We start from the raw sequence: 21,185 nt of genomic DNA, 5'->3' as shown, positions 1-21,185 counted from the left end.
CAACTTCCTTCCCGAATGGACGTCTTTCATAGGACCTCTTCGTCATTACCTCGCTTTTTGTAATTTGATCCGAGGCTTTTTCGGTTGACATCTCAGCAGACCTGTGCAATTATGGTCCAAAAACAGGACTGGAGCGCTGAGATGATAGCTCAACCATCGGACGGTGCGCAGGCGTTGATTCGATGCCTCGAAAACGAGGGCGTCGAATACATCTTCGGTTACTCAGGTGGGGCGGCCATCCCGATTTTCGACGCGATCGTCACCACGAAGACGAAGATCCGGCTAATACTCGTGCGCCATGAGCAGGGAGCCGCGCACATGGCCGACGGATATGCGCGGGCGACCGGCAAACCCGGCGTGGTGCTGGTGACCAGCGGGCCGGGCGCGACGAACACCATCACCGGCATCATGACCGCGCACATGGACTCGGTTCCGATCATCGTCATCAGCGGTCAGCAGATCCGTTCGATGATCGGGAAGGATGCCTTTCAGGAGGCGGACATTTTCGGCATCACGATGCCGATTGTGAAGCACAGTTACCTGGTGAAGGAGACCAATGACATTCCGCGGGTCGTGCGGGAGGCGTTCTACATCTGCAGCACGGGCCGCCCTGGTCCGGTAATCATCGACATTCCGAAGGATGTTTCGGCGGGGCCGTTCTCGGGCGATCTGCACCCGCCGATGGATCTGCCGGGCTACTGCCCGCCGGGCGACCACGTGGACGAGGGGGTGATTCAGCAGATTGCGGAGGCGCTGAGCAAGTCCCGGCGGCCGGTGCTGCTGGCCGGCCACGGCGTGTTGATCGCGGGCGCGACCGCGGAGCTGCGGATGCTCGCAGAAACCCTGCAGGCGCCGGTGGTCACCACGCTGCTGGGCAAGGGCGCCTTTCCGGAGTCGCACCGGCTTTCGCTCGGCTGGATGGGCATGCACGGCACCGCGTACGCGAACAAGGCGGTGGTGGAGTGCGATCTAATCATGTCCATCGGTTCCCGCTATGACGACCGCATCGTCGGGCAACCGTCCCGCTTCTGCCGCAACGCGACGCGGATTCACATCGACGTGGATCCGGCCGAGATGGACAAGATGATCCCCTGCCACATTCACTGTGTCGCGGATGCGCGGGTGGCGCTACGAGCGCTGTTGCCCCACGTCAGCCGCCTGCCCACGGAGGAGTGGCTGGCGCACCTGGACGAATACAAGCGCCGCTACCCGCTGCACTACAAGCGCAAGGGCGGCCTGAAGATGCAGCACGTGATTGACGAAGCCTGGAAGCTGACCGGTGGCCGCGCGATCGTCGTCACCGACGTCGGTCAGCATCAGATGTGGGCTGCGCAGTTCTACCGTACCGACTACCCGAACAATTTTCTGTCCTCCGGCGGCGCCGGAACGATGGGATACGCGCTGCCGGCCGCGATCGGTGCACAGTTTGGCCGGCCCGGCGAACTGGTGCTGGTGTTCTGCGGCGACGGCGGCTTCCAGATGACGATGTACGAACTGGCGACTGCCGCGCTGCACCGACTGCCGCTGAAGATCATCCTGTTGAACAATCACTATCTCGGCATGGTCCGCCAATGGCAGGAACTTTTCTATGACGACCGACGCTGCGGGGTGGACCTCGAGGGCAATCCGGACTTCGTGCGGCTCGCGACCGCCTATCAGGGTGTGCGCGCGTGGAACCTGCGGCGCGCGGGCGACGTCCGACGCGTGCTGGCCCGCGCGTTCGCGTACAACGACGGTCCGTGCCTCATCAACGCGGAGGTGGAAAAGACCGACAACGTCTTTCCGATGGTGCCGGCCGGCAAAGCGCTCGAAGACATGATCATCGAGCGGCCCCGCCACCGCATGGAGAAGCCGACCGGCTCGACCTGAGCCAGGAGATGGATCGATGAGCCCGACGAATCCCCGAATGGAAACTCACACGATCAGCGTCTACGTCGCGAACAAGCCCGGCGTGCTCGCGCGCATCGCGCAGGTGTTCGCCCGTCGCGGCTACAACATCGATGCGCTCGTCGTCTCGCCGGTGATTGATACGCACTTCTCCCGCATGACGATCACCCTCAACGGGCATCCCGACGGTCTGGACCAGGTGATCGCGCAGACGAACAAGCTCGTGGACGTGATCCGCTGCGTGGAGCACAGTGGCGAGGACTCGGTCGTGAAGGAAATGGCGCTGATCAAAATCGCGGCGGGGGAGGGCGACCGTACCGCCGCGCTCCAGATCGCCGCACACTTCGGCGCAAAGACGGTGGATCTGACACCGACCTCGATGATCCTGCAGGCGACGGGCGACTCCTCGAAACTCGACGCGATGATCTCGCTGCTGGAACGATTCAAAATCATCGAGCTGGTCCGCACCGGCAAGGTGGTGATGGTCCGCGGCGACCAGGTGACCTGAGCGGACCGCTTGGGCTGCGGCGCCGGCTTCGTGTAGGATCGCGCCGCGGAACATGTGGAGGGCACGGCCATGAGCGACCTCCCCCGGGAAAGCTCCCCGTTCGAGTTGCGCGCCGCGTTTCGTGACCCCTTCCGGCAGCGGCTGTTCGATCTGATGCGCGGCTCGCTCGAGCGGTTTCTGCAGCTCGACCAGCTCGACCGCCTGTACCGTGCGACGGTTTCGGCCGCGGGTCGGGAGGACTTTCTGGAAGCCGCGATGAGGGCGGTCGGCGTGCGCGCGGAGCTCTTGGAGGACGATCGCCGCCGCATCCCCGCCGAGGGCCCCGCGATGGTGGTTGCGAACCACCCGCTGGGCGGGGTGGATGCGCTGGTGCTACTGGTGCTGTTCCGCCGCATTCGTCCGGACGTTAAGCTGCTCAGCAACTATCTGCTGCAGCGGATTCCCGAAATGCACCAGTACGCGATCTTTGTGGATCCCTACGGCGGCTCCGAGGCCGCGCGCGCGAATCTGCGGCCGATGAAGGAGTGCGTCCGCTGGCTGCGGGACGGTCACGTGCTGATCGTCTTCCCGTCGGGCGACGTGTCGCGCTTGAAGCTGCTCGAGGCGCGGGTGACGGATCCCCCCTGGAACGCGACCGTCGCAACCATGATCCGGATGGCCCGCTGTCCCGTGCTGCCGGTGTTCGTGGAGGGCCGCAACAGTGCCTGGTTCCAGGCGCTCGGCCTGCTGCATCCGCGGGTTCGTACCGCAATGCTGCCGCGCGAGTTTATCCGCAAGCGAGGGCACACGATCGGCGTTCGGGTTGGTTCGCTGATCCCGTTCGCGCGGCTGGAGCCGTTGGCCGACGACGATCTCGTCGCCTACCTGCGGCTTCGCACCTATGTGCTGCGCGGCCGCAGCGAAACGCGCGGCGGGGCCGCGCCGCCCCCCACCCCGGTCGCCCCCCCGCTGCACCCCGAGACCATCGCGCAGGACGTGATGCTGCTGCCACCCGATGCGTGCCTGCTGGAGGCGGACAAGCTCGCAGTCTACTGCGCGCCCGCGGACCGCATTCCCAACCTTCTGCATGAGATCGGCCGTCTCCGTGAGATCACCTTCCGCGCTGCCGGCGAGGGGACCGGCCGCGACATTGATCTGGACCGCTTTGATGCCCACTACCTGCATCTCTTCCTTTGGAATCGTGCCACGCGGGAGCTGATCGGCGCCTATCGCATCGGCCCCACCGACCTGATCCTGCCACGGTTCGGCAAAAAGGGCCTTTACACCAGCACGCTGTTCCGCTACTCCCGCCGCCTGCTCGACACGATGGGGCCGGCGCTGGAACTGGGTCGCTCGTTCGTGCGGCCCGAGTATCAGCGCACATACTCGCCGCTTCTGCTGCTCTGGAAGGGCATCGGCCGATTCATCCTCCGCGAACCCCGCTACCGGCATCTCTTCGGGCCGGTCAGCATCAACAACGAGTACAATTCCCTTTCACGGCAGATGATGGTGCAGTTTCTTCGCGCCAACCGTCTGGACACCCGCTGGGCACGCCACGTGCGCCCGCGTCATCCTCCTCGCGTCCTGCCGCTGCGCGAACGGTGGAACCCCGAGCTGTTCCGCCGGGTGGTGCGCGACACCGACGACATCGCGGAACTGATCGCCGACATTGAGCGGGACCAGAAGGGCATCCCGGTGCTGCTGAAACAGTACCTCAAGCTCGGCGGCCGCCTGCTCGGGTTCAACGTGGATCCGAACTTCAGCGATGTGCTCGACGGTCTGATCTGGGTGGATCTGCTCGAGGTGGACCCGAAGATTCTGGTCCGGTTCCTCGGCGAGACGGACGCGGCGCGCTTTCTCGCCTTCCATGGCCGCCGACTGCCCGAGAGCACGCCGTCGGCCTGAGGCGCACCGCAGCGCTCACCAGAACGCTACATAGAAGCCGCCCACCGCCGCCAGTACCGCGGCCCCTGCCGCGAACACCAGCGGCGAGGTGTGCGCCTCGAGCGGCCGCCGCTCCGGCAGCATGCGCGGTTCGCGTAGCGGAGCCCACAACGTGATCAGGCCGATCAGGAGCAGATCCAACTGAAACGCCACTGCAACCTGGACCAGAAAATGCAGATTCGGCGCCCACCGTTGGAACACGCCGTAGAACAGCGGCCCGGCCAGCAGCCCCGCCACACCGGCCGCCGGCGGCGCGTGCGGCACAAGGAACCCCGCCACGAACACCGCGACCACGCCCGGCCAGATGTACCCCTGAAACTGCTGAATGAACTGAAACACCCCACCCCAGCGGGGGTCGTCCAGGCGGGGCGCCAGCATTGCGCCCAGCGCGACAAACGTGAGCGTCAGCACGCGGCCGATCGCCACCAGCCGGCCTGGCGGCGCGTCCGGATCGAACCAGCGCTGATACACATCCATCGTCACGATCGTCGCGGCGGAGTTCAGCATCGACGCCAGCGAGCTCACGACCGCGCCCGCAATCGCCGCCAGCATGAAGCCGCGCAGCCCCGCTGGAACGAGCCGACGGATGAGCGTTGGGAACGCGTCATCCGGCCGTAACAGTTCCGTCCCGTACAGGTGCTGCGCCATGATCCCGGGCATCACGATGGCGAACGGCACCAGCAGCCACAGTGCGCCCGCGAAAATCACGCCCAACTGCCCATCGCGCAACGAACGCGCCGCGAGGTTGCGCTGCACGATGAACTGGTTCAGTCCGCAGTAGTACAGTTCGACGATCCACATCCCTCCCACCACCCCGGTCCATGGCAGCCCTGCGTGCTCCGCCGGCAACACCATGTGCAGCCGCCCCCCCTGGGCCGCCACCAGCGCCGCCCATCCCCCGCAGGCGCGCAGCCCCAGCCCAAACACCAAGATTCCGCCGAGCAACAGCGCAATCCCCTGAAACAGATCCGCCCACGCCACCGCTCGCAGACCGCCCCAGCTCGTGTACAGCGCCGCGACCGCCGCCACCATCCATGCTCCCCGCTGGAGCGGGATCCCGAAAATCGCGCGCAGCGTCAGTGCACCCGAGTACAACACCGCGGTGAGCAGCACACCGACGTACACCACCACCGTCAGCACCGCCATCAGCGAGCGCGCCGCCGCGTTGTACCGGTACTCCAAGAACTCCGGCATCGTGTAAATGCCCGCGCGCAGAAACCTCGGCAGCAACGTCCAGGCAATCAACACGACTGCGACCGACCCCATCAGCTGCCAGTTGCTCACCGCCAACCCAACGCCGCCCGCCCCCTGGCCCGCCATGCCGACGAACTGCTCGGTCGAAATGTTCGCGGCAACTATCGAAATGCCGATCAGCCACCACGGCAGCGCCCGGCCGGCCAGAAAATAGTCCGCGCTGTCCGGCCGCCGTGCGCTTTTCCACAAACTGACACCGATCACCACCGCGTAAAACGCAGCGGCCACCATCCAGTCCCATCCGCTCAGCCCCATCGCCACCTCGCCGAGCCGCCGCTCACCGAGAATGCGGCGACGACTCGCAAAAACCGTGCACCGCGCCCGACGCGTCCGACACGTACAGCCAGCCGTCCGAGACCGCCACCGATCCCGCAATCGCCGCCCCCAACTCGTAGCTCCAGAGCACGGCGCCGTCTTGCAGCCGCAGCGCCCGCAGCCGTCCGTCGTCGGCCCCCACCCAGACCGTCTCGCCCGCGACCACCGGCGAACTGTCCACCGCGCCGCGCACCTCGCGAACCCATGCGACCCGGCCACTGTCTCGCCGCACCGCGACCACACGTCCGCCGCGATCTCCGATCACCACCAGTTCGCGCGTCAGCGCTGGGCTCGACACAAACGCCGTCGCGTTCGTGTCGGTCAGGCGCCATCGGACCTCCCCCGACGCCGTGTCAATCCCCAACAGTTCCGCGGCGTGCGTGGCGACCACCACCAAGCCTCCGTCCACCGCCGGCGAGGCCGCCACGTAGCTGCCAGCCTCCACCACCGAACGCACGGCGCCGTTCGAGAGCGACAAGATGTACAACCGGCCGTCGCAGCTGCCGACCCACACGTCCGCGTCGGCGAGCGCGGGCGTCGCATGGAGGTAACCCTCTGCGGAAAACTTCCAGAGCGAGCGGCCACTGGAGCCGTCCAGACAGTGCAGCGTGGCGTCGTATGAGCCGACCAATACGCGCCAGCCGCCGTCCACGCGCGCCGCATTCGCAGAACCTGCAATGCGCCCCTGACCACGGTGACGCCAAAGCTGCCGACCATCGGCTTGGCGCACCGCGAACAGCCCCCCCTCGTCCGTGCCCACCGCGACGATATCGCCAAACGCGAGGGGTGGCGCATCGGCCGCGCCCTCCGTCGGCGCAGTCCACAGCCGTTCCCCTGTCCTTCGGTCCAGCGCCACCAGAGCGTTCGACAGGCTGCCGATGTACACGCGCCCCCCCGCAACCACGGGCGACGAGTTGGGCGCCGCGCCGACCCTCGCACTCCAGACGCGGCGAAGCGGGGCGGAGAGCGGAGCTGCCGCAACACCCCGCAGCGCCGCGTCGCCACGGTGGATCGGCCAGTCATTCGCCCCCACCGCATCGACGGCGCAAATGCTCAGCAGCGCAGCGCCCCACGAATGAAGCCGGTACATCACGTCTCCACCATTGCATGCCCGGCTCGGCGTCCGCAATACTTTACGGCCGCCTGCCACCTCCGGCCGGTGGCCGTCCCTTCCCGCCCCGCGGCGCCATCGCCCGAGGGATTGGCGGCCATCCACCGTGTCCAATCCCCAACATGGTTCGCCCTCTCCCTTCTGCCGCCCCGAGGTGGCCGCTCGTCGCGCTCTGCTCCCTCCACGGGCGGCGCGGACCGCACTCTTCAGCGCTGGCCGACCCTCTTTCGCGACTTGCGAAGAAACAGCAACGCCTCCTCCGCTTCAAGGTTGTCGTCGTCGCGCATCGGCCGGACGGTGCCGTTCGCACAGGCGTAGCCACTGAGGATCTCCACCCCCTCCCGCGCCGCCCACTCGAGAAAGTCGCGCAGCGTGAAGAGGTGAATGTTTGGCGTGTCGTACCAGCGGTAGGGCAGCCGCTCCGTCTCCGGCATCCGCCCCTCGAGCATCAGCGACAACCGCACCCGCCACCACGCGAAGTTCGGAAACGAAACGATGCCCTGCCGACCCACCCGCAACATCTCCCGCAGCACGGTCAGCGGGCGATGCAGCGTCTGCAGCGTCTCCTCCAGCACGACGAAATCGAACGCGCGGTCCGCAAAGCCGGCTAGCCCCTGGTCCAGGTCGCACTGGAAGACCGGCACGCCGCGCTCGATGCACCGCATCACCTCCGCGGCGTCCAGCTCGATGCCCTGCGCCCGCACGGCCCGCTGCCGCATCAGCGCGGCCAGCAGTTCGCCGGATCCGCATCCCAGATCGAGCACGGAAGCACCACGCGGAATCGTGCGCACAATGATCGGGTCCTGCCAACGCCCCGGCGACGTTGCCACCCGCCGCGTCACGTACCGGCGGTAGCGGTCCACCAGATCACCCCGCCCCGACGCCGCCTGCAGCGCCGGGTCCAGCCAGCACAGCACACGTTCCGCTTCTGCACATCGGCGACAACGCACCGCCGGCACCGGTCGCCGCCCGCGCCGCTCAACACCGCTGGTCATGCGCACCCACCCGACTCGAGAAACGCCCGGACGAGACGTCCGACCTCGTCCACCTGCACTAAAAACGCGTCGTGCCCGAGATCCGAGGGCACCTCGACGTACGTGACCGTTTTCCCGGCGCGGCACATCGCCAGCGCCAGCTCCGCGCTTTGCCGCGGCGGGTAGAGCCAGTCCGACGAAAACGATAGCAACATCGTGCGAGCCCTGACTCGCCGACACGCCCGGACCAGATCACCGCGGCCCCAGGCCTCCGCCGCATCGTACAGATCCATCGCGCGGGTGATGTAAAGGTAGCTGTTCGCGTCGAACCGCTCGACGAAGGCGCGTCCCTGGTGCGAGAGATAACTTTCCACCTCGAACGCGATCCCAAACCCGACCGCCTGGCCTGGATCGCCCCAGCGCCGCCGCCCAAACTTCAGATGCATCCCCCGCTCGGAAAGATAGGTGATGTGCGCCATCATCCGGGCGACCGCCAGACCGGTGTTCGGCTTCGGGCCTCCATCGTAGAAATCCCCGTTTCGAAAGTTCGGGTCGGTCAGAATCGCATGCCGGCCGACTGCATTGAACGCAAGCCCTTGCGCGGACAGCCGCGCCGATGCGCATAGCACCAGGCAGTTGTTCACACGCTCCGGATAGCGCAGCGCCCACTCGAGCGCCTGCTGCCCGCCCAGCGACCCCCCGATCACGGCGTGCAACCGTTCGATGCCGAGGTGGTCCAGCAGCATCGCCTGCACTCGCACCCAGTCGCCAACAGTCACCGTCGGAAACCGCAACCCGTAGGGCCGCCCGGTCTCGGGGTCCGTCGAAGCGGGTCCGGTGGTTCCATAGCAACTCCCGAGCACGTTGGAGCAGATCACATGCCAACGCCGGGTGTCGATCGCCTTGCCCGGCCCGATCATGCCGTCCCACCACCCCGGCCGCCGCAACCGCCAGGTGCGGCCTGTCCGCCGCGCGTTCCGGTCCCAACCGGCCGCATGCGCATCACCGGACAGCGCATGTAGCACCAAGACCACGTTGTCGCGGTCGGAGTTCAGTTCCCCGTAGGTCTCGTACTCAACGTCCACCAACCTGAGCACCCCGCCCTGCTCGAGGTGGAAGGGTCGCCGTGCGTCCGCCAGCCGAACCGTACGGGCCTCCGTCCAGCCCACCGATGTGGGACTGTCCGGCGGATCGTATTTGCGCGTTCGACGCATCAACGTGTGAGGATGACAATAAGACTTTAGATTAGCGCAGCTCTCGGTCCCCGTCCATTCGGCCGGCGCCAGCTGGCGGCAGCCGAATCGCATTGGTGCCGCGGAGATGCTAGAACAACCGGCGTGGATAAGACCGCCGGCACAGCAACGCCGCGTCCCATCGCCTGGCTGGGCCAGGGCCGCGTGTGGAAACGACTGCGCGGCGCGCTGGAGCGAACGGGGATCCCCATTCACTCCCTCACCGCCCCACCATTGCGCCCCCAAATACCTGCAGGCGCGGTGGTCGTGATCGAGTCGAGCACCGACGAGGAGATCGCGGAGCTCTGGACACTCGCCGACGAAGCGCTCATCTCGCTACCCCTGCTGTGGATCATGCCCTCCGCGCCGCCCCCATCGGCCCGCGATCCGCGCATCGTGTACCTGCCGCCCACCGCGTTGTCGCCGGCCGGTGGTGTCGAGATTCTCCGCGGCTGGTCGCTGTGGGCCAGCTGTCCCGGTGCGGCTCCGCCCAACTACCTTTGTGATCATCTCCCCGCCCCACTCGCCCGATTGGCGCCGGACGGGCGCCTGGTGGCCGCCAACCTCGCGCTGCGCAAGCTGCTGGCCGAGGACGATCCCGCGGCGCTGGCGGACTGCCTCCACCCCGACGATCGCGCCCGCGCGCAGGACGCCTGGCGACGACTGCAGGCCGGTGAATCGCTCGTGCACTTTGCCGCCCGCTGTCGGCATCACGATGGTTCGTGGCGCGCGTTTTCGTGGAGCGCAACCCGCGCGCCCGGAGACCCTCCCGTCGTCATGATCGGCCGGGACGTCAGCGTGATCATAGCCGCAGATGAGCGAATCCGACAGCTTGAAGCCGCGGTGGAGGCCGCCGCGAACGGCATCCTCGTCACCGACGCTGATGGCCGGATCCAGTGGGTCAACACGGCGTTCTGCACCATGACCGGCTACTCACGGGAAGAGGTCATCGGCCAGTTTCCCCGTCTGCTGAAGTCCGGACGCCACGACGCCGCCTTCTACGAACAAATGTGGGCGACGATCCTCCGCGGACGGGTGTGGCGCGGCACACTCGTGAACCGGCGGAAGGACGGCTCGCTGTACACCGAGCAGATGACCATCACGCCGCTGCGGCGAGCTGATGGTTCGATCGACCGGTTCATCGCGATCAAGGAGGACGTCACCGAGGCGGAGACCATGCGCGAACAGCTGGCGCAGGCCGCGCGCATGGAGAGCGTCAGCCGGCTCGCCGGCGGCATCGCGCACGATTTTAACAACCTGCTGCAGACGATCCTCGGATACCTCGAGTTCGTCGCCCCTCGCTTTCCGGAGAACGATCCAGGGCGTGCAGACATCGAGACGATCCGCTCCGCCGCACGACAGGCGGCAGACCTGACGCGCCGCCTGCTGGCGTTCAGCCGACGGCAAATCATCGAACCTCGGCCGATTCAGCTGAATGACGTGCTGCGCAGTCTCACCGAACTGGTTCGGCGCGTGATCGGCGAACAGATCGTGGTGACGTTGCAGCTGGATCCGCAGCTGCCGCTGGTGCTGGCCGATCCCGGCCAAGTGGAGACCGTGGTGCTCAACCTCGCGGCGAACGCGCGGGACGTAATGCCGCAGGGCGGCCGGTTGACCATCTCGACCCGGCCGGTCACGTTCCAAACCGAAGATGTCGCCATCTACACAGATGCACGCGCCGGCACGTTTGCATGCCTTTCCATCAGCGATACCGGACCCGGAATCCCAGAAGAGGTTCGCCGTCACATCTTCGAGCCGTTTTTCACCGCGAAGGGCTGGGGCCGCGGCACCGGTCTGGGGCTCGCGACTGTGTATGGCATTGTGCACCAGCACGGCGGCTGGATCCACGTGTACAGCGAGCGGGGACAGGGCGCGTGTTTTCGCATCTATTTACCGACCGCCACTGCAGAGGCGCCGCCGACCACGCGTCCGCCGCCGCCCAGCCGGCCACGACACATCTTGGTGATCGAGGATGAGGTCAGCATCGCCCGGCTCGCGACGCGCGTACTGGAGGAGGCGGGCTATCGGGTCAGCTTCGCTCAGAACGCCGCGGCCGCACGCGCGCTCTTCGAGCAGCAAGCGCAGAGCGTGGATCTGATCTTTTCGGACGTCGTGTTGCCGGACGGCAACGGCATCGAGCTGGTGGACGAATTCCGCCGGCTCCGCCCCGACGTTGCCGTGCTGCTCGTCAGCGGATATCCGGACGATTACTCCCGCTGGGAAACGATCCGTGAGCGCGGATGGCCGTTCTTGCAAAAACCCTATCCGGCCGCCGACCTCCTGACGGAGGTGAATCGCGTGCTCACGAGTGCGCAGGCGCAGGGATCCTCGGCGTCGAACCGCTGAGGCGAGCGCGGCCCGCGCAAACAATTTTTACGCACGCTCACACGTCAAGGGAACATGCCCGGCAGAGCGCGGTGGCGGTTGGGTTTTGTGTTGATCTCGCTGAACGCCCCGGCGCCCTGGTGCGCCCTCAGCGAGCCGACTGCGGGTCTGCGAATGGACCCGCTCGACGAGCAGGCGCTCCGGTGGCAGGCCGTGACGGCCGCGGTCCGAGGAGTGCTGGTGAGGCCCGTCGGCCGGGGGCCGTTTCCCGGCATCGTGGTCAGTCACGGTCTCGGGGGCAGCGCCGCATCATTTGGACTCGCCAAAGCACGCGAGTTCGCCCGCTGGGGAATGGTCGCGGTCGCACCCGACTACACCCACGCTCGCGCGGAAGACGGCCCCGGCGGTCCATCCGCCGACCGCACCACCTTCGGGGCGAGTGCCGAGAACGTGCGACGCGCCCGCTTCTGCGTCGAGCTGCTGCGCCGTCATCCGGACGTCGACACACACCGACTCGTCGCCTACGGACACAGTATGGGTGGCTTCGTGACCATCGCGCTGGCGGCAGAGGAGCCGCTGAACGCGGCCGTGATCACCGCCAGCGGCATCGCACCGCGGGAGGGGTTTCCCGCCCCCGCGCCAACGGTCGCGCGGCGTATCCGCTGTCCGATGCTAATGCTGCACGGAGCGGACGATCGGGTCGTGCGCCCTGAGCAGTCCGAAGCGCTGAAACGTCTGCTGGACGAGGCCGGTGTGCGCAATCAACGAATCGTCTGGCCGAGTGCCGGCCACGATCTGGACCGTACCCATGCAGCCGAGCTCGCCTCTACGGTCCGCGCATGGTTGCAGGACCACGGACTTCTGCCAACATCGCCGCGGGCGGCCCCAGCGGCTCCCCCCGCGCCTACCGATGCGCCGTTGTGGCGCTGATCAGCGCCGTTGACTTCACCACCCCCCTTGAGGATGTTCTGGGCGGATGGAACAGAGTGCGCCACAGTGGTATCTGCGATCGAATGTGGCGGGCGCGATCTTCGGACCGGTCGCGCCAGAGGTGCTGCGCGAGTGGGCCCGCGACGGCCGCGTGGGCCCGGAGGACGAGGTCTCCCCGGACGGCCAGCACTGGGCCAGTGCACCGCAGATCGCCGAGCTTGAGCTGCAGTGGTGGATGAAGCTGCCGGACGGCCGCTGGTACGGTCCGGTGCACCTGCAGGCCGCCGCCGCCCTGGCCGAGGAGCACGGCCTGCCGACCGACCTGCCGGTCCGTCGCGGCGAAAACGGGGTCGAGCTGCCGCTGTGCCGCGCGCTGGCTCAGCAGACCCCGTCTTCGTGGCAGGCGCCCCCTCTGGATGAACGCCGAATGCTCGACGATCTCCATCGCGCGCTGGGCATCCGTCGCCGCGACTGAACGGTTCTCGCCCTTCGGATCGCGCCCCCACGTCGGATGTGGTAACGTTGCGGTGGATGAAGAAGGGAGTCGCGTCGATGCAACTCCGGAGGATGTTCGCAGCGTGGCTGGCGGCCGCCGGGGCGGCGCTGGGCGCCGACCCCTGGCGCGTCGCAGTCCTTGAGTTTGAGAATCAGACCGGCGCGCGGAGCGAACCGGCGCTGGGTGGCGCGGTCGATCCGGCGGCGCTGGCCGCGAAGGGAGTGTCCGCACTCGGCCGTTTGTGGGCAAACCGGCCCGGTTTTGTGCTGGTGGATCGCCGAGACCTCCTCGCGCAGATGACGAATGCCCGACCATCGGACCCGACCCCCGCGCCGATCCGGATCGCTCAGGCGGTGAATGCGGACCTATTGCTGCGGGGCTCGCTGCAGGCGCTGTCGGTTGGCAAGACCGCGATCCGTCAGGGCGGTCACCAGGTGGATATGGCGACGGTCACATTGCGCGTCGGGCTCGAAGCGCTGGACGCGACGGACGGCGCCGTGATCGCGTCCGCGGTCGGCAGCGCCAGTCGACAGGTCCGCCAAACGGAAAACCTTCAGACTGTGCTGGGCGAGGCGGAGCTGCTGACGATGCTCGATGAAGCGCTGGCGGCCGCTGCCCCGGAGATGGAGAAGGTGCTCGCGCAGCGCCGCGCCGAAGTCGCGGAACGCCCGACTGTGCGGGTCAGCATCCGCACGAGCGCGGACCCCGCGCTGGTGGAGCTCGACGGCATGCTGATTGGCACCACGCCGATCGAAAACTTCCGCGTGGCGAAGGGCGACCACGTGCTGACCATCGGCCGTGCGGGCTACCGGGACATTCGCAAGCGCATCTTGTTCGACCGCGACCTGCAGATTGAGGTGCCGATGATCCGCACCGAACTCACCGCCGAGGAGCTGAAGGACGTCCTCGACAAGGCTCGCGTACATGCGGTGATCGGAGAACCGGGCCTGACCATTCTGCCGCTGCAGTGAGCGGCGCCGCCCAACCGCCCGCCGGCCCGACCGCACCGACCGAAGCGCGGCGGGGCGTTCATGACCTGCTGCGGGACCCGGCGCAACGCTCCTGGGCGAAGTATCGGCGGGCGGTGGTGGGCGAAGTGGGTACCGGGGCCTTCCTCTGGTACGAACTGTGCACCGGTCTCTTCGGCGATTGGCCCGGTGCGCTGGGGTACTGGCTCCGCGGGAGGTTCTACCCTTCGCTGTTTCGTAGCTGCGGCCGGCAGGTGATCTTCGGCCGCGGCCTGACGCTGCGGCACCCGCGACGGATCACGATCGGCCACCGCGTCACGCTCAGCGACGGCGTGGTGCTGGATGCCAAAGGCAATTCCGGCGAGGGAATCGTCATCGGCGACGAGGTGTTCATCGGCCTCCACACAGTGGTGACCACCACCGATGGCACCATCGAGCTGGCGCGCGGCTGCAACATCGGCGCCTGGTGCCGGATTGGATCCTACGGGCGGACCCGTATCGGGGAGAAGGCTCTGCTGGCCGCATGGGTGTATGTGGTCGGCGCCGGTCACGAAACGAGCCGCACGGACATTCCCATCCTCGATCAGCCCTACACAACACGAGGAGGCGCCGAGGTCGGCGACGGTGCCTGGATCGGTGCAAAGGCCACGGTGATGGACGGCACGAAGGTCGGCGCCCATGCGATTGTGGGGGCGCACGCGCTGGTCACCGCCGACGTGCCGGCCTGGGCGATTGCGGTCGGCATTCCCGCGCGCGTGACCGGCTTCCGGCCCGGCGCACCGGTTTCCTGAGTCCCGACCCCTAGGGAACGGTCGCGCGCGCCGCGGCGGACAGCACCGCGGGTTCCGGCTATAGCAGCTTCAACCGCGGCAGGTCCTGCAAGTCCACCATACCGACGACCCGCCCTTCGCGATCCACTACGACAAGATCGTCAATCGCGTGTTCGCGAAAGGCTCTCAGCACATCGACCGCCAGCCGGTCGGCCTCCACGCACACCGGATCCCGCGTCATGACCTCCGAGATCGGCCGCTCACCCGGATGGATGCCCGCGGCCATCTGCCGGCGCAGATCGCCATCGGTGAAAATGCCGGCCAGACGGCCCCGGTCATCCACGACGGCGACCGATCCGGCGCGGGCGCGCGTCATCGCGAGCACCGCGTCGCTCACCCGCGCCGTCACATCCACCGTCGCCAGACGTGAACCGGTGCGCATGATGTCGCGCACCCGCAGCAGCAGCGCCCGGCCGATCGCACCGGCGGGATGAAGCTTCGCGTAGTCCTCCCGGCCGAACCCCCGCGCCTGCAGCAGCGTGATCGCAAGTGCGTCGCCCACCGCGAGCATCGCGGTGGTGCTGGCGGTGGGCGCGAGATTGAACGGGCAGGCCTCGCGACGCACGCGCACGCGAAGCACCGCATCGCACAACCGCGCCAGCGGGCTGCGCTCATCGGCCGTGAACGCCACGATCGGTGGTCCGAGGCGCCGTAGCGCGGGAACCAGCTGCAACAGCTCGTCCGATGCGCCGCTGTAGCTCATCGCGATCACCGCGTCCATAGGCTGGATGACCCCCAGATCGCCGTGCATGGCGTCCGAGGGATGCATCACCACTGAGGGGGCGCCGGTGCTGGTGAGCGTCGCGGCGATCTTCTGTGCGATCGGCAGGTTTTTGCCCACACCGGTCCACACCATCTTCCCCCCCTGCGCCAGACGCCCCAGCAGCAGCTCGACCACACGGTTGAAGCTGCGGCCGAGGTCCCGCTGCACCCGTCGCAGTTCCGAGATCTCCACCTCGAGCACCCGCCGGGCGACCGCCGCATGGTCCGGCGCGCCGCGCGACCGCGAGCGCGCCGCGTTCCGCCGTCTTCTGTTCATCGCACCCATCCCCAGCGTCGGGACAGCGGCCAGTACACCGCAAACGCGGGTCCCACCAGGTCGGCCGCTTTCACCGGGCCAAAGTAGCGACCGTCCAAACTCGACCGCGTGTTGTCGCCCAGCGGCAGATACTCCTCGGGGCCCAGCGCCAGCACGTCGGCCGCATCGGCGAGCTTCGGACGGCGGGGCGAGGGCCCCGTCGCCAGCTCGTAGCCGTGATAGCGCGGATCGCGCAACAGCCGGTGGAACGGATACGGCGACTCCACCGGCCGGCCGTTGACCACCAGATGAGGGGGGTGAATCGAAATCTGTTCGCCCGGCAGGCCGGCGAGCCGCTTGATGTAGAAATCGCCGCGCAGGCCGGGAAAATCCACGCGTGTGACATCGAACACGATGATGTCGCCACGGCGCGGCTTCAGAAAGTTGTAGCGGACCTTGTCCACGAACACGTGGTCGCCGATTTTCACCCGGCCGGACGCCAGCAGCTCACCCTCGGTGACAAACGCACCCTCCGCGGCGCGACGCGGCAGGTTCGCGCGGGCGCGATGGAGCACCGGCGGAGCTAGCGCAGGAACGCCACGTCGGGGCGGCTCCGCGAACACGGGGATCAGGTCATACTCGTCGTCCGGGGAGCGACCGGCGAGCCCGACGTAGCCGTTGCAGCGCGCCCGAACCTCCACATAGCCCTCGCCGAACAGCGCCCAGCCGACCCACGAGAGCGGCGGCCAGTCGTACCAGCGCCGCCCGACCTGATCGCGGATCTGCACACCGTACAGGGTCGGCATCATCGAACCCGTCGGAATGCGGAACGGCTGCACGAAGTAGCAGCGCAAAGCCATGGCGACCGCGCCGGCGACCGCAGCAATCTCGACGAACTCCCGGGCGCGCGGCCAGCGGCGCGGCGGCGCAAGGCGGCGCAGCGCCCGGTCGAGCTCTTCGAGCGCCGACTCCACCTCTTCGGCGCGGCGAGCGCGCAGCGCGGCGGCCAGCCGTTCCTCCGCGGTCCGCGCACCGGCGAGCTCCGGCGCGCCGGCAACATCCTCCCGCATCGCCCGCACATGTCGGGCGTGCTGCAACGCCTCCCGCGCGGTTTTTCGCAGTCTCCGCCACTGCCACCACCGCATCGCGGCGCCCAACACTCCGCCCACCCCCGCCGGCCGACCCTCCCCGCCAACGGCTTCGCCCACGCGCTTCATATGTCCGCCTTCAGCACCCGCACGAACGCCTCCTGCGGGATGCCCACCTCGCCGACCTGCTTCATGCGTTTTTTGCCCTCCTTTTGGCGCTCCAGAAGTTTGCGCTTGCGGGTGATATCGCCGCCGTAGCATTTCGCGGTGACGTCCTTTCGGAAGGGGCGGATCGTCTCCCGCGCAATGATCGTGCGGCCGATGGCCGCCTGGATCGGTATCGCGAACTGGTGCCGCGGGATCGCTTCGCACAGTGAACGGCAGATCTGCCGGCCGCGGGCGGCCGCCTTGTCGCGATGCACCAGACACGCAAACGCGTCCACCGGCTCGCCCGCCACCAAGATGTCCAGCCGCACGATGTCCGCCGGCGCGTACCCCGCCAGCTCGTAGTCCATCGACGCGTAGCCACGGCTCAGGCTCTTCAGCCGATCGTGAAAGTCCACCAGTACCTCGTTCAGCGGCAGCGTTGCGGTCAGCATCACACGGCGCGGGTCGAGCGATTCGGTCGTCGCGACCTGACCGCGCTTGTCCATGATCAGCTGCATCAGATCGCCAATGTGTTCGTTGTGGCAGATGATGCGCGCGCGGATGATCGGCTCCTCGATCCTCTCAATGCGGGTCGGATCCGGCAGCAACGCGGGGTTGTCCACTTCCTGCACCACTCCGTCCGTGCGGTGCACGCGGTAGACAACGCCCGGATACGTCGCGATCAGATCACAGTCGAACTCGCGTCGCAGCCGCTCCTGTACCACCTCCATGTGCAGCAGCCCCAGAAATCCGCAACGAAAACCGAGCCCCAGCGCCGAGGAGGACTCGGGTTGATAGTGCAGCGCACTGTCGTTCAGCGCGTAGCGCTCGAGACTCGCCCGCAACTTCTCATAGTCGGCGCTGTTCACCGGGTACAGGCCGCAAAAGACCATCGGTCGGATCTGCCGGAAGCCGGGCAGTGGCTCGGGTGCGGGCCGCAGCGCATCGGTCACAGTGTCGCCCACCCGCACCTCAGAGGGGTGCCGGATCGTCGCCACGAGGTAGCCGACCATCCCGGCCGCCAGCGCCTCCGCGGGCACCGGACGCGGCCGGAACTGGCCGACCTCTTTGATCTCATACTCCGCGCCGGTGCTCATCAGGCGGATGCGCTGGCCCACCGCCAGCCGCCCGTCCACCACCCGCACATATGGCACCACACCGCGATACGCGTCATACGCCGAATCGAACACCAGCGCGCGGACCGTGTCGGGCCGGCCCGGGCGGGGCGGCGGCACCCGGCGCACAATCGCCTCCATCACTTCGTCCACCCCTTCGCCGGTCTTCGCGCTCACCGCCAGCGCCTCGTCCATCGGGATCGCCAGCACGTCCTCCACCTGGCGGCAGACGCCCGCAATGTCGGCACCGGGCAGGTCAATCTTGTTCAACACCGGGATGATCTCGAGGCGGTGCTCCATCGCCAGCAGCGCGTTTGCAACGGTCTGCGCTTCCACGCCCTGCGTCGCATCAATCACCAGCACCGCGCCCTCGCACGCCGCGATGCTGCGCGCCACCTCGTAGGAAAAGTCCACGTGGCCGGGCGTGTCGATCAGGTGAAACGCATAGGTGCGGCCGTCGCGCGCGGTGTACGGCATACAGACGGGGTGCGCTTTGATCGTGATGCCGCGCTCGCGCTCCAGGTCCATGGCGTCGAGCACCTGCGGCATCGCCTCGCGCGGAGAAATCAGCCCGGTCCGCTCCAGCATCCGGTCGGCTAGCGTGGACTTGCCGTGGTCAATGTGCGCGATGATGCAAAAGTTGCGGATTTGGTCCGGAGGAACAATCATCCGGCCCCCTCCGCCGCGGCGCAGGCCGCCGCGCGCAGCCGTGCAATCGCGGCGGCCATGTCCGGCGTGCCAAACAGCGTCGTGCCGGCGATGAGCAGGTTCGCGCCCGCCCGTGCGCAGGCGGCGCCGGTCGCTTCACCGATACCACCATCCACCGAAATCGCCAGGGCCGGCCGCGCCGCGCGCAGCGCGGCAATCTTCGGCAGCACCCCTTCGAGGAAGGACTGGCCCCCGAACCCCGGATGCACGCTCATCAGCAGCACCTCGTCCACCAGCCCTTCCGAGAGATACGGATCTCCCAGCTCCAGCGGCGTCTCCGGGTTCAACGTCAGCCCCGGCCGCGCACCAAGCGCGCGGATCTCTCTCAGCGCACCGGCCACGTCACATCGCGCCTCCACGTGGATCAACAGCGTCGCCGCACCGGCCTCGACGAACACCCGCACATACAGGTCTGGCCGATCAAGCATCAGGTGCACGTGCAGCGGCAGGCCGCAGCTTCGCCGCGCGACCCGCACGATCTCCGGGCCAAAGCTGATGTTCCGCACAAAATGGCCATCCATCACATCGAGGTGCAACGCGTCGGCGCCCGCCGTCTCCGCGCGGCGACACTCCTCGGCGATGCGGCCAAAATCGGCGGCAAGCAACGAGGGCAAAATTTGAATGGGCAGCGGCATGTGGAGCCTTTCCGCGCATCGCGCGGCCGGGCTACGCTATCGGCGCGGCGCTTGCCGGTCAAGACGTTCGGCTCCCACCACTGACAGGTTCTCCAATCCTTGGACGCTCCCAAGCCGCCGGCGTCCAACGAATGGACACCGTCGGCCCTGTCCGCGTTTGCGCGCGCCCGCCCGGCTGCTCTACCGTCTTGTGGGGCAGATGACGCGAGCTATGCGGCTGGCCGTCGTCTCGGACATTCACTCGAACCTGCCGGCCTGGCAGGCAGTGCTCACCGACGCGATCGCGCGCGGCGCCGACGCAATAATCTGCCTCGGCGATGTCGTCGGCTACGGACCGTGGCCGGTCGAGGTGCTCGCCAGCGTGCAGGAGCGGTGCCGGCTGTGCGTGCTGGGCAACCACGAGGCGGCGATGGTCGGGCGCATCTCTATGGAGCGCTTCCGCCGCGGCGCACGGCGCGCGGCACGGTGGACGCGCCATCAGCTCGGCGAGCAGGCGCTGGAGTTCTTCCGCGGCCTACCGCTGTCAGTCGAGGTCGACGATCTCTTGTTTGTCCACTCAGAACCCGCGGCGCCAGCCGAGTTCGGCTACGTCGACGACGCCGCCGACGCGGAGGTCTGTTTCCGGGCCACCGATGCCCGGCTGATCTTCATCGGCCACACCCACGTGCCAGCGGTATTCATTCTCAGAGATGGTCACGTGGAGCCGGCCCCGGCCCATGACCAGCCCCTAGATCCGCACCTGCGCTATCTGATCAACGTCGGATCCGTCGGCGATCCGCGAGACGGCAGTTCGGCGGCCGCCTATGTGATGTTCGACGACGCCGCCGGTTGGCTCGAGTTTCGCCGGTGCGCGTTTGACGTGGCGGCGTGCGCGGCAGCTTGGGCCGGCGCGACCGAACTCGAGCTGCCCGCTTTTCTGCGAAGCGGTCGACCGTTGCCCGCCGCGCATGACGCAGCGATCCGAGCACCCAAGGTCGCCCGGCTCAAGGTGGGTGGCGTGGTTGCCCCAGCGGTCTACCTGCATGCGGCCGATCTCGCCGCCGGAGCGCGAACGCCACCGACGGCGGCGCGGCGCACGCCGCTGCACTGGCCGCGGACGACCGCCGGACGGGTCGCGCTGGCGCTAGTCGCGACGGGCCTGGTCACCGTACCCATGGCGATCCGCTCATCGCGCGCACGTCGTCTCGCGCCCCCCACTCCACCACCATCTCCACCGGTCACGACCGCGCGCGCGGAGCGGCCCGCGCCGGAGAGCCGCGAGATCCTGCTGCCGGCAGCGCGTGCCGACCGTTACGGCACAAAGTTCCGCATCGAAGAGCTCGGCGGCCGAGCCCACATCGGATACTGGTCGGACGAACGCGACTACCTGGTGTGGCGGTTTCGCGTCCCGCAAGAAGCGGAGTACGAAGTGGTGCTGGAGTACGCGCGAGGCGGGGCGGCGCCGGACAGTCGCGTGCTATTGGCCATCGGCCGCCAGAGCCTACGGTTCACGCTGCCGTCGACCGGCAGCTGGAGCACCTTCACCGAGCGTACGGTGGGCCGGCTGCGGCTGCCGGCCGGCCTCACCGTGCTGGAGGCCCGCCCGGACGGCCGGCCCCGTGCCGGCATCATGAACCTGCGCGCTGTGCGGCTACGCGAGCTGCGAGCGGATCACCCGCCCGCCACTGCGCAGCCGCCCGGCGACGGCGTGCGATAACTCACCCGACGGGATACGATCGCGG

At 67.8% G+C, this 21,185-nt stretch carries 17 protein-coding genes; 9 read left to right on the top strand and 8 right to left on the bottom strand.

The genetic code is table 11. The features are described from left to right. The first annotated feature begins 141 nt into the window (after positions 1 to 141). The 3 genes from ilvB to N2652_02945 all read left to right on the top strand — a co-directional run bounded on the left by ilvB (position 142) and on the right by N2652_02945 (position 4,279). Entirely contained in the window at positions 142 to 1,869 is a 1,728-nt protein-coding gene (ilvB, locus tag N2652_02955) for a biosynthetic-type acetolactate synthase large subunit (GenBank protein ID MCX7818157.1), read from the top strand. 16 nt (positions 1,870 to 1,885) lie between these two features. Further along, positions 1,886 to 2,395: an acetolactate synthase small subunit gene (gene ilvN, locus N2652_02950; GenBank protein ID MCX7818156.1), complete on the top strand. Its 510-nt coding sequence runs from the start codon at positions 1,886 to 1,888 to the stop codon at positions 2,393 to 2,395. 69 nt (positions 2,396 to 2,464) lie between these two features. After that, positions 2,465 to 4,279 (top strand): lysophospholipid acyltransferase family protein, encoded by a 1,815-nt coding sequence (locus tag N2652_02945; protein MCX7818155.1) that lies wholly within the window; start codon positions 2,465 to 2,467, stop codon positions 4,277 to 4,279. A gap of 15 nt (positions 4,280 to 4,294) precedes the next feature. Here N2652_02945 and N2652_02940 read toward each other — a convergent pair whose 3' ends face one another. The 4 genes from N2652_02940 to N2652_02925 all read right to left on the bottom strand — a co-directional run bounded on the left by N2652_02940 (position 4,295) and on the right by N2652_02925 (position 9,186). After that, positions 4,295 to 5,827 (bottom strand): sodium/solute symporter, encoded by a 1,533-nt coding sequence (locus tag N2652_02940; GenBank protein MCX7818154.1) that lies wholly within the window; start codon positions 5,825 to 5,827, stop codon positions 4,295 to 4,297. Positions 5,828 to 5,849: 22 nt separating this feature from the next. Further along, entirely contained in the window at positions 5,850 to 6,977 is a 1,128-nt protein-coding gene (locus N2652_02935; GenBank protein MCX7818153.1) for a PQQ-binding-like beta-propeller repeat protein, read from the bottom strand. Between the two features lie 227 nt (positions 6,978 to 7,204). Next, on the bottom strand, positions 7,205 to 7,993 hold the full coding sequence (gene metW / locus N2652_02930) for a methionine biosynthesis protein MetW (protein ID MCX7818152.1): 789 nt from the start codon (positions 7,991 to 7,993) through the stop codon (positions 7,205 to 7,207). Further along, a complete protein-coding gene (locus N2652_02925; GenBank protein MCX7818151.1) occupies positions 7,990 to 9,186 on the bottom strand; it encodes a homoserine O-acetyltransferase in 1,197 nt (398 codons plus the stop codon). Before N2652_02925 ends, metW begins: the two co-directional genes overlap by 4 nt. A gap of 123 nt (positions 9,187 to 9,309) precedes the next feature. Here N2652_02925 and N2652_02920 point away from each other — a divergent pair, with 123 nt between their 5' ends. The 5 genes from N2652_02920 (at position 9,310) to N2652_02900 (ending at position 14,714) form a co-directional block, all read left to right on the top strand. Beyond that, entirely contained in the window at positions 9,310 to 11,550 is a 2,241-nt protein-coding gene (locus tag N2652_02920) for a PAS domain S-box protein (GenBank protein ID MCX7818150.1), read from the top strand. A gap of 54 nt (positions 11,551 to 11,604) precedes the next feature. Then, on the top strand, positions 11,605 to 12,459 hold the full coding sequence (locus tag N2652_02915) for a dienelactone hydrolase family protein (GenBank protein MCX7818149.1): 855 nt from the start codon (positions 11,605 to 11,607) through the stop codon (positions 12,457 to 12,459). Positions 12,460 to 12,505: 46 nt separating this feature from the next. Next, entirely contained in the window at positions 12,506 to 12,934 is a 429-nt protein-coding gene (locus N2652_02910; GenBank protein MCX7818148.1) for a hypothetical protein, read from the top strand. A 77-nt stretch (positions 12,935 to 13,011) separates the two neighbouring features. Next, a complete protein-coding gene (locus N2652_02905; GenBank protein MCX7818147.1) occupies positions 13,012 to 13,926 on the top strand; it encodes a PEGA domain-containing protein in 915 nt (304 codons plus the stop codon). After that, positions 13,923 to 14,714, top strand: a complete 792-nt coding sequence (locus tag N2652_02900; protein ID MCX7818146.1) for a hypothetical protein — start codon at positions 13,923 to 13,925, stop codon at positions 14,712 to 14,714. The genes N2652_02905 and N2652_02900 overlap by 4 nt, the downstream gene beginning before the upstream one ends. 58 nt (positions 14,715 to 14,772) lie before the next feature. On the opposite strand, the gene N2652_02895 is transcribed toward N2652_02900, so the two are convergent. From N2652_02895 to rpe, 4 genes are read right to left on the bottom strand one after another with little or no spacing between them, the layout of a single operon-like run. Continuing rightward, the gene (locus N2652_02895; GenBank protein ID MCX7818145.1) at positions 14,773 to 15,792 is read right to left on the bottom strand and encodes a KpsF/GutQ family sugar-phosphate isomerase; all 1,020 of its coding nucleotides are present in this window, start codon (positions 15,790 to 15,792) and stop codon (positions 14,773 to 14,775) included. Further along, positions 15,789 to 16,988 carry a signal peptidase I gene (gene lepB, locus N2652_02890; GenBank protein ID MCX7818144.1) on the bottom strand — a complete coding sequence of 400 codons (1,200 nt, stop codon included), beginning with the start codon at positions 16,986 to 16,988 and terminating at the stop codon, positions 15,789 to 15,791. Before lepB ends, N2652_02895 begins: the two co-directional genes overlap by 4 nt. Further along, positions 16,985 to 18,790: a translation elongation factor 4 gene (lepA, locus tag N2652_02885; protein ID MCX7818143.1), complete on the bottom strand. Its 1,806-nt coding sequence runs from the start codon at positions 18,788 to 18,790 to the stop codon at positions 16,985 to 16,987. Before lepA ends, lepB begins: the two co-directional genes overlap by 4 nt. Continuing rightward, the gene (gene rpe, locus N2652_02880) at positions 18,787 to 19,464 is read right to left on the bottom strand and encodes a ribulose-phosphate 3-epimerase (protein ID MCX7818142.1); all 678 of its coding nucleotides are present in this window, start codon (positions 19,462 to 19,464) and stop codon (positions 18,787 to 18,789) included. The genes lepA and rpe overlap by 4 nt, the downstream gene beginning before the upstream one ends. 199 nt (positions 19,465 to 19,663) lie before the next feature. Here rpe and N2652_02875 point away from each other — a divergent pair, with 199 nt between their 5' ends. Then, positions 19,664 to 21,160, top strand: coding sequence for a metallophosphoesterase family protein (locus N2652_02875; GenBank protein ID MCX7818141.1), 1,497 nt, complete (start codon positions 19,664 to 19,666; stop codon positions 21,158 to 21,160). Positions 21,161 to 21,185: the final 25 nt, after the last annotated feature.

The organism is Kiritimatiellia bacterium (genome assembly GCA_026417735.1).
Classification (GTDB): Bacteria; Verrucomicrobiota; Kiritimatiellia; order PWTM01; family PWTM01; genus CAACVY01.
This window is presented reverse-complemented; position numbering and strand designations above follow the sequence as displayed.

Excerpts from the sequence above, each read along its gene's own strand:
- lepA (MCX7818143.1), bottom strand. The coding sequence starts at position 18,790 with ATGATTGTTCCTCCGGACCAAATCCGCAACTTTTGCATCATCGCGCAC.
- lepB (MCX7818144.1), bottom strand. The coding sequence starts at position 16,988 with ATGAAGCGCGTGGGCGAAGCCGTTGGCGGGGAGGGTCGGCCGGCGGGG.
- ilvN (MCX7818156.1), top strand. The coding sequence starts at position 1,886 with ATGAGCCCGACGAATCCCCGAATGGAAACTCACACGATCAGCGTCTAC.
- N2652_02905 (MCX7818147.1), top strand. The coding sequence starts at position 13,012 with ATGCAACTCCGGAGGATGTTCGCAGCGTGGCTGGCGGCCGCCGGGGCG.
- N2652_02945 (MCX7818155.1), top strand. The coding sequence starts at position 2,465 with ATGAGCGACCTCCCCCGGGAAAGCTCCCCGTTCGAGTTGCGCGCCGCG.
- N2652_02935 (MCX7818153.1), bottom strand. The coding sequence starts at position 6,977 with ATGTACCGGCTTCATTCGTGGGGCGCTGCGCTGCTGAGCATTTGCGCC.
- metW (MCX7818152.1), bottom strand. The coding sequence starts at position 7,993 with ATGACCAGCGGTGTTGAGCGGCGCGGGCGGCGACCGGTGCCGGCGGTG.
- N2652_02915 (MCX7818149.1), top strand. The coding sequence starts at position 11,605 with ATGCCCGGCAGAGCGCGGTGGCGGTTGGGTTTTGTGTTGATCTCGCTG.
- N2652_02940 (MCX7818154.1), bottom strand. The coding sequence starts at position 5,827 with ATGGGGCTGAGCGGATGGGACTGGATGGTGGCCGCTGCGTTTTACGCG.
- N2652_02895 (MCX7818145.1), bottom strand. The coding sequence starts at position 15,792 with ATGAACAGAAGACGGCGGAACGCGGCGCGCTCGCGGTCGCGCGGCGCG.
- ilvB (MCX7818157.1), top strand. The coding sequence starts at position 142 with ATGATAGCTCAACCATCGGACGGTGCGCAGGCGTTGATTCGATGCCTC.
- N2652_02925 (MCX7818151.1), bottom strand. The coding sequence starts at position 9,186 with ATGCGTCGAACGCGCAAATACGATCCGCCGGACAGTCCCACATCGGTG.
- N2652_02910 (MCX7818148.1), top strand. The coding sequence starts at position 12,506 with ATGGAACAGAGTGCGCCACAGTGGTATCTGCGATCGAATGTGGCGGGC.
- N2652_02875 (MCX7818141.1), top strand. The coding sequence starts at position 19,664 with ATGACGCGAGCTATGCGGCTGGCCGTCGTCTCGGACATTCACTCGAAC.
- rpe (MCX7818142.1), bottom strand. The coding sequence starts at position 19,464 with ATGCCGCTGCCCATTCAAATTTTGCCCTCGTTGCTTGCCGCCGATTTT.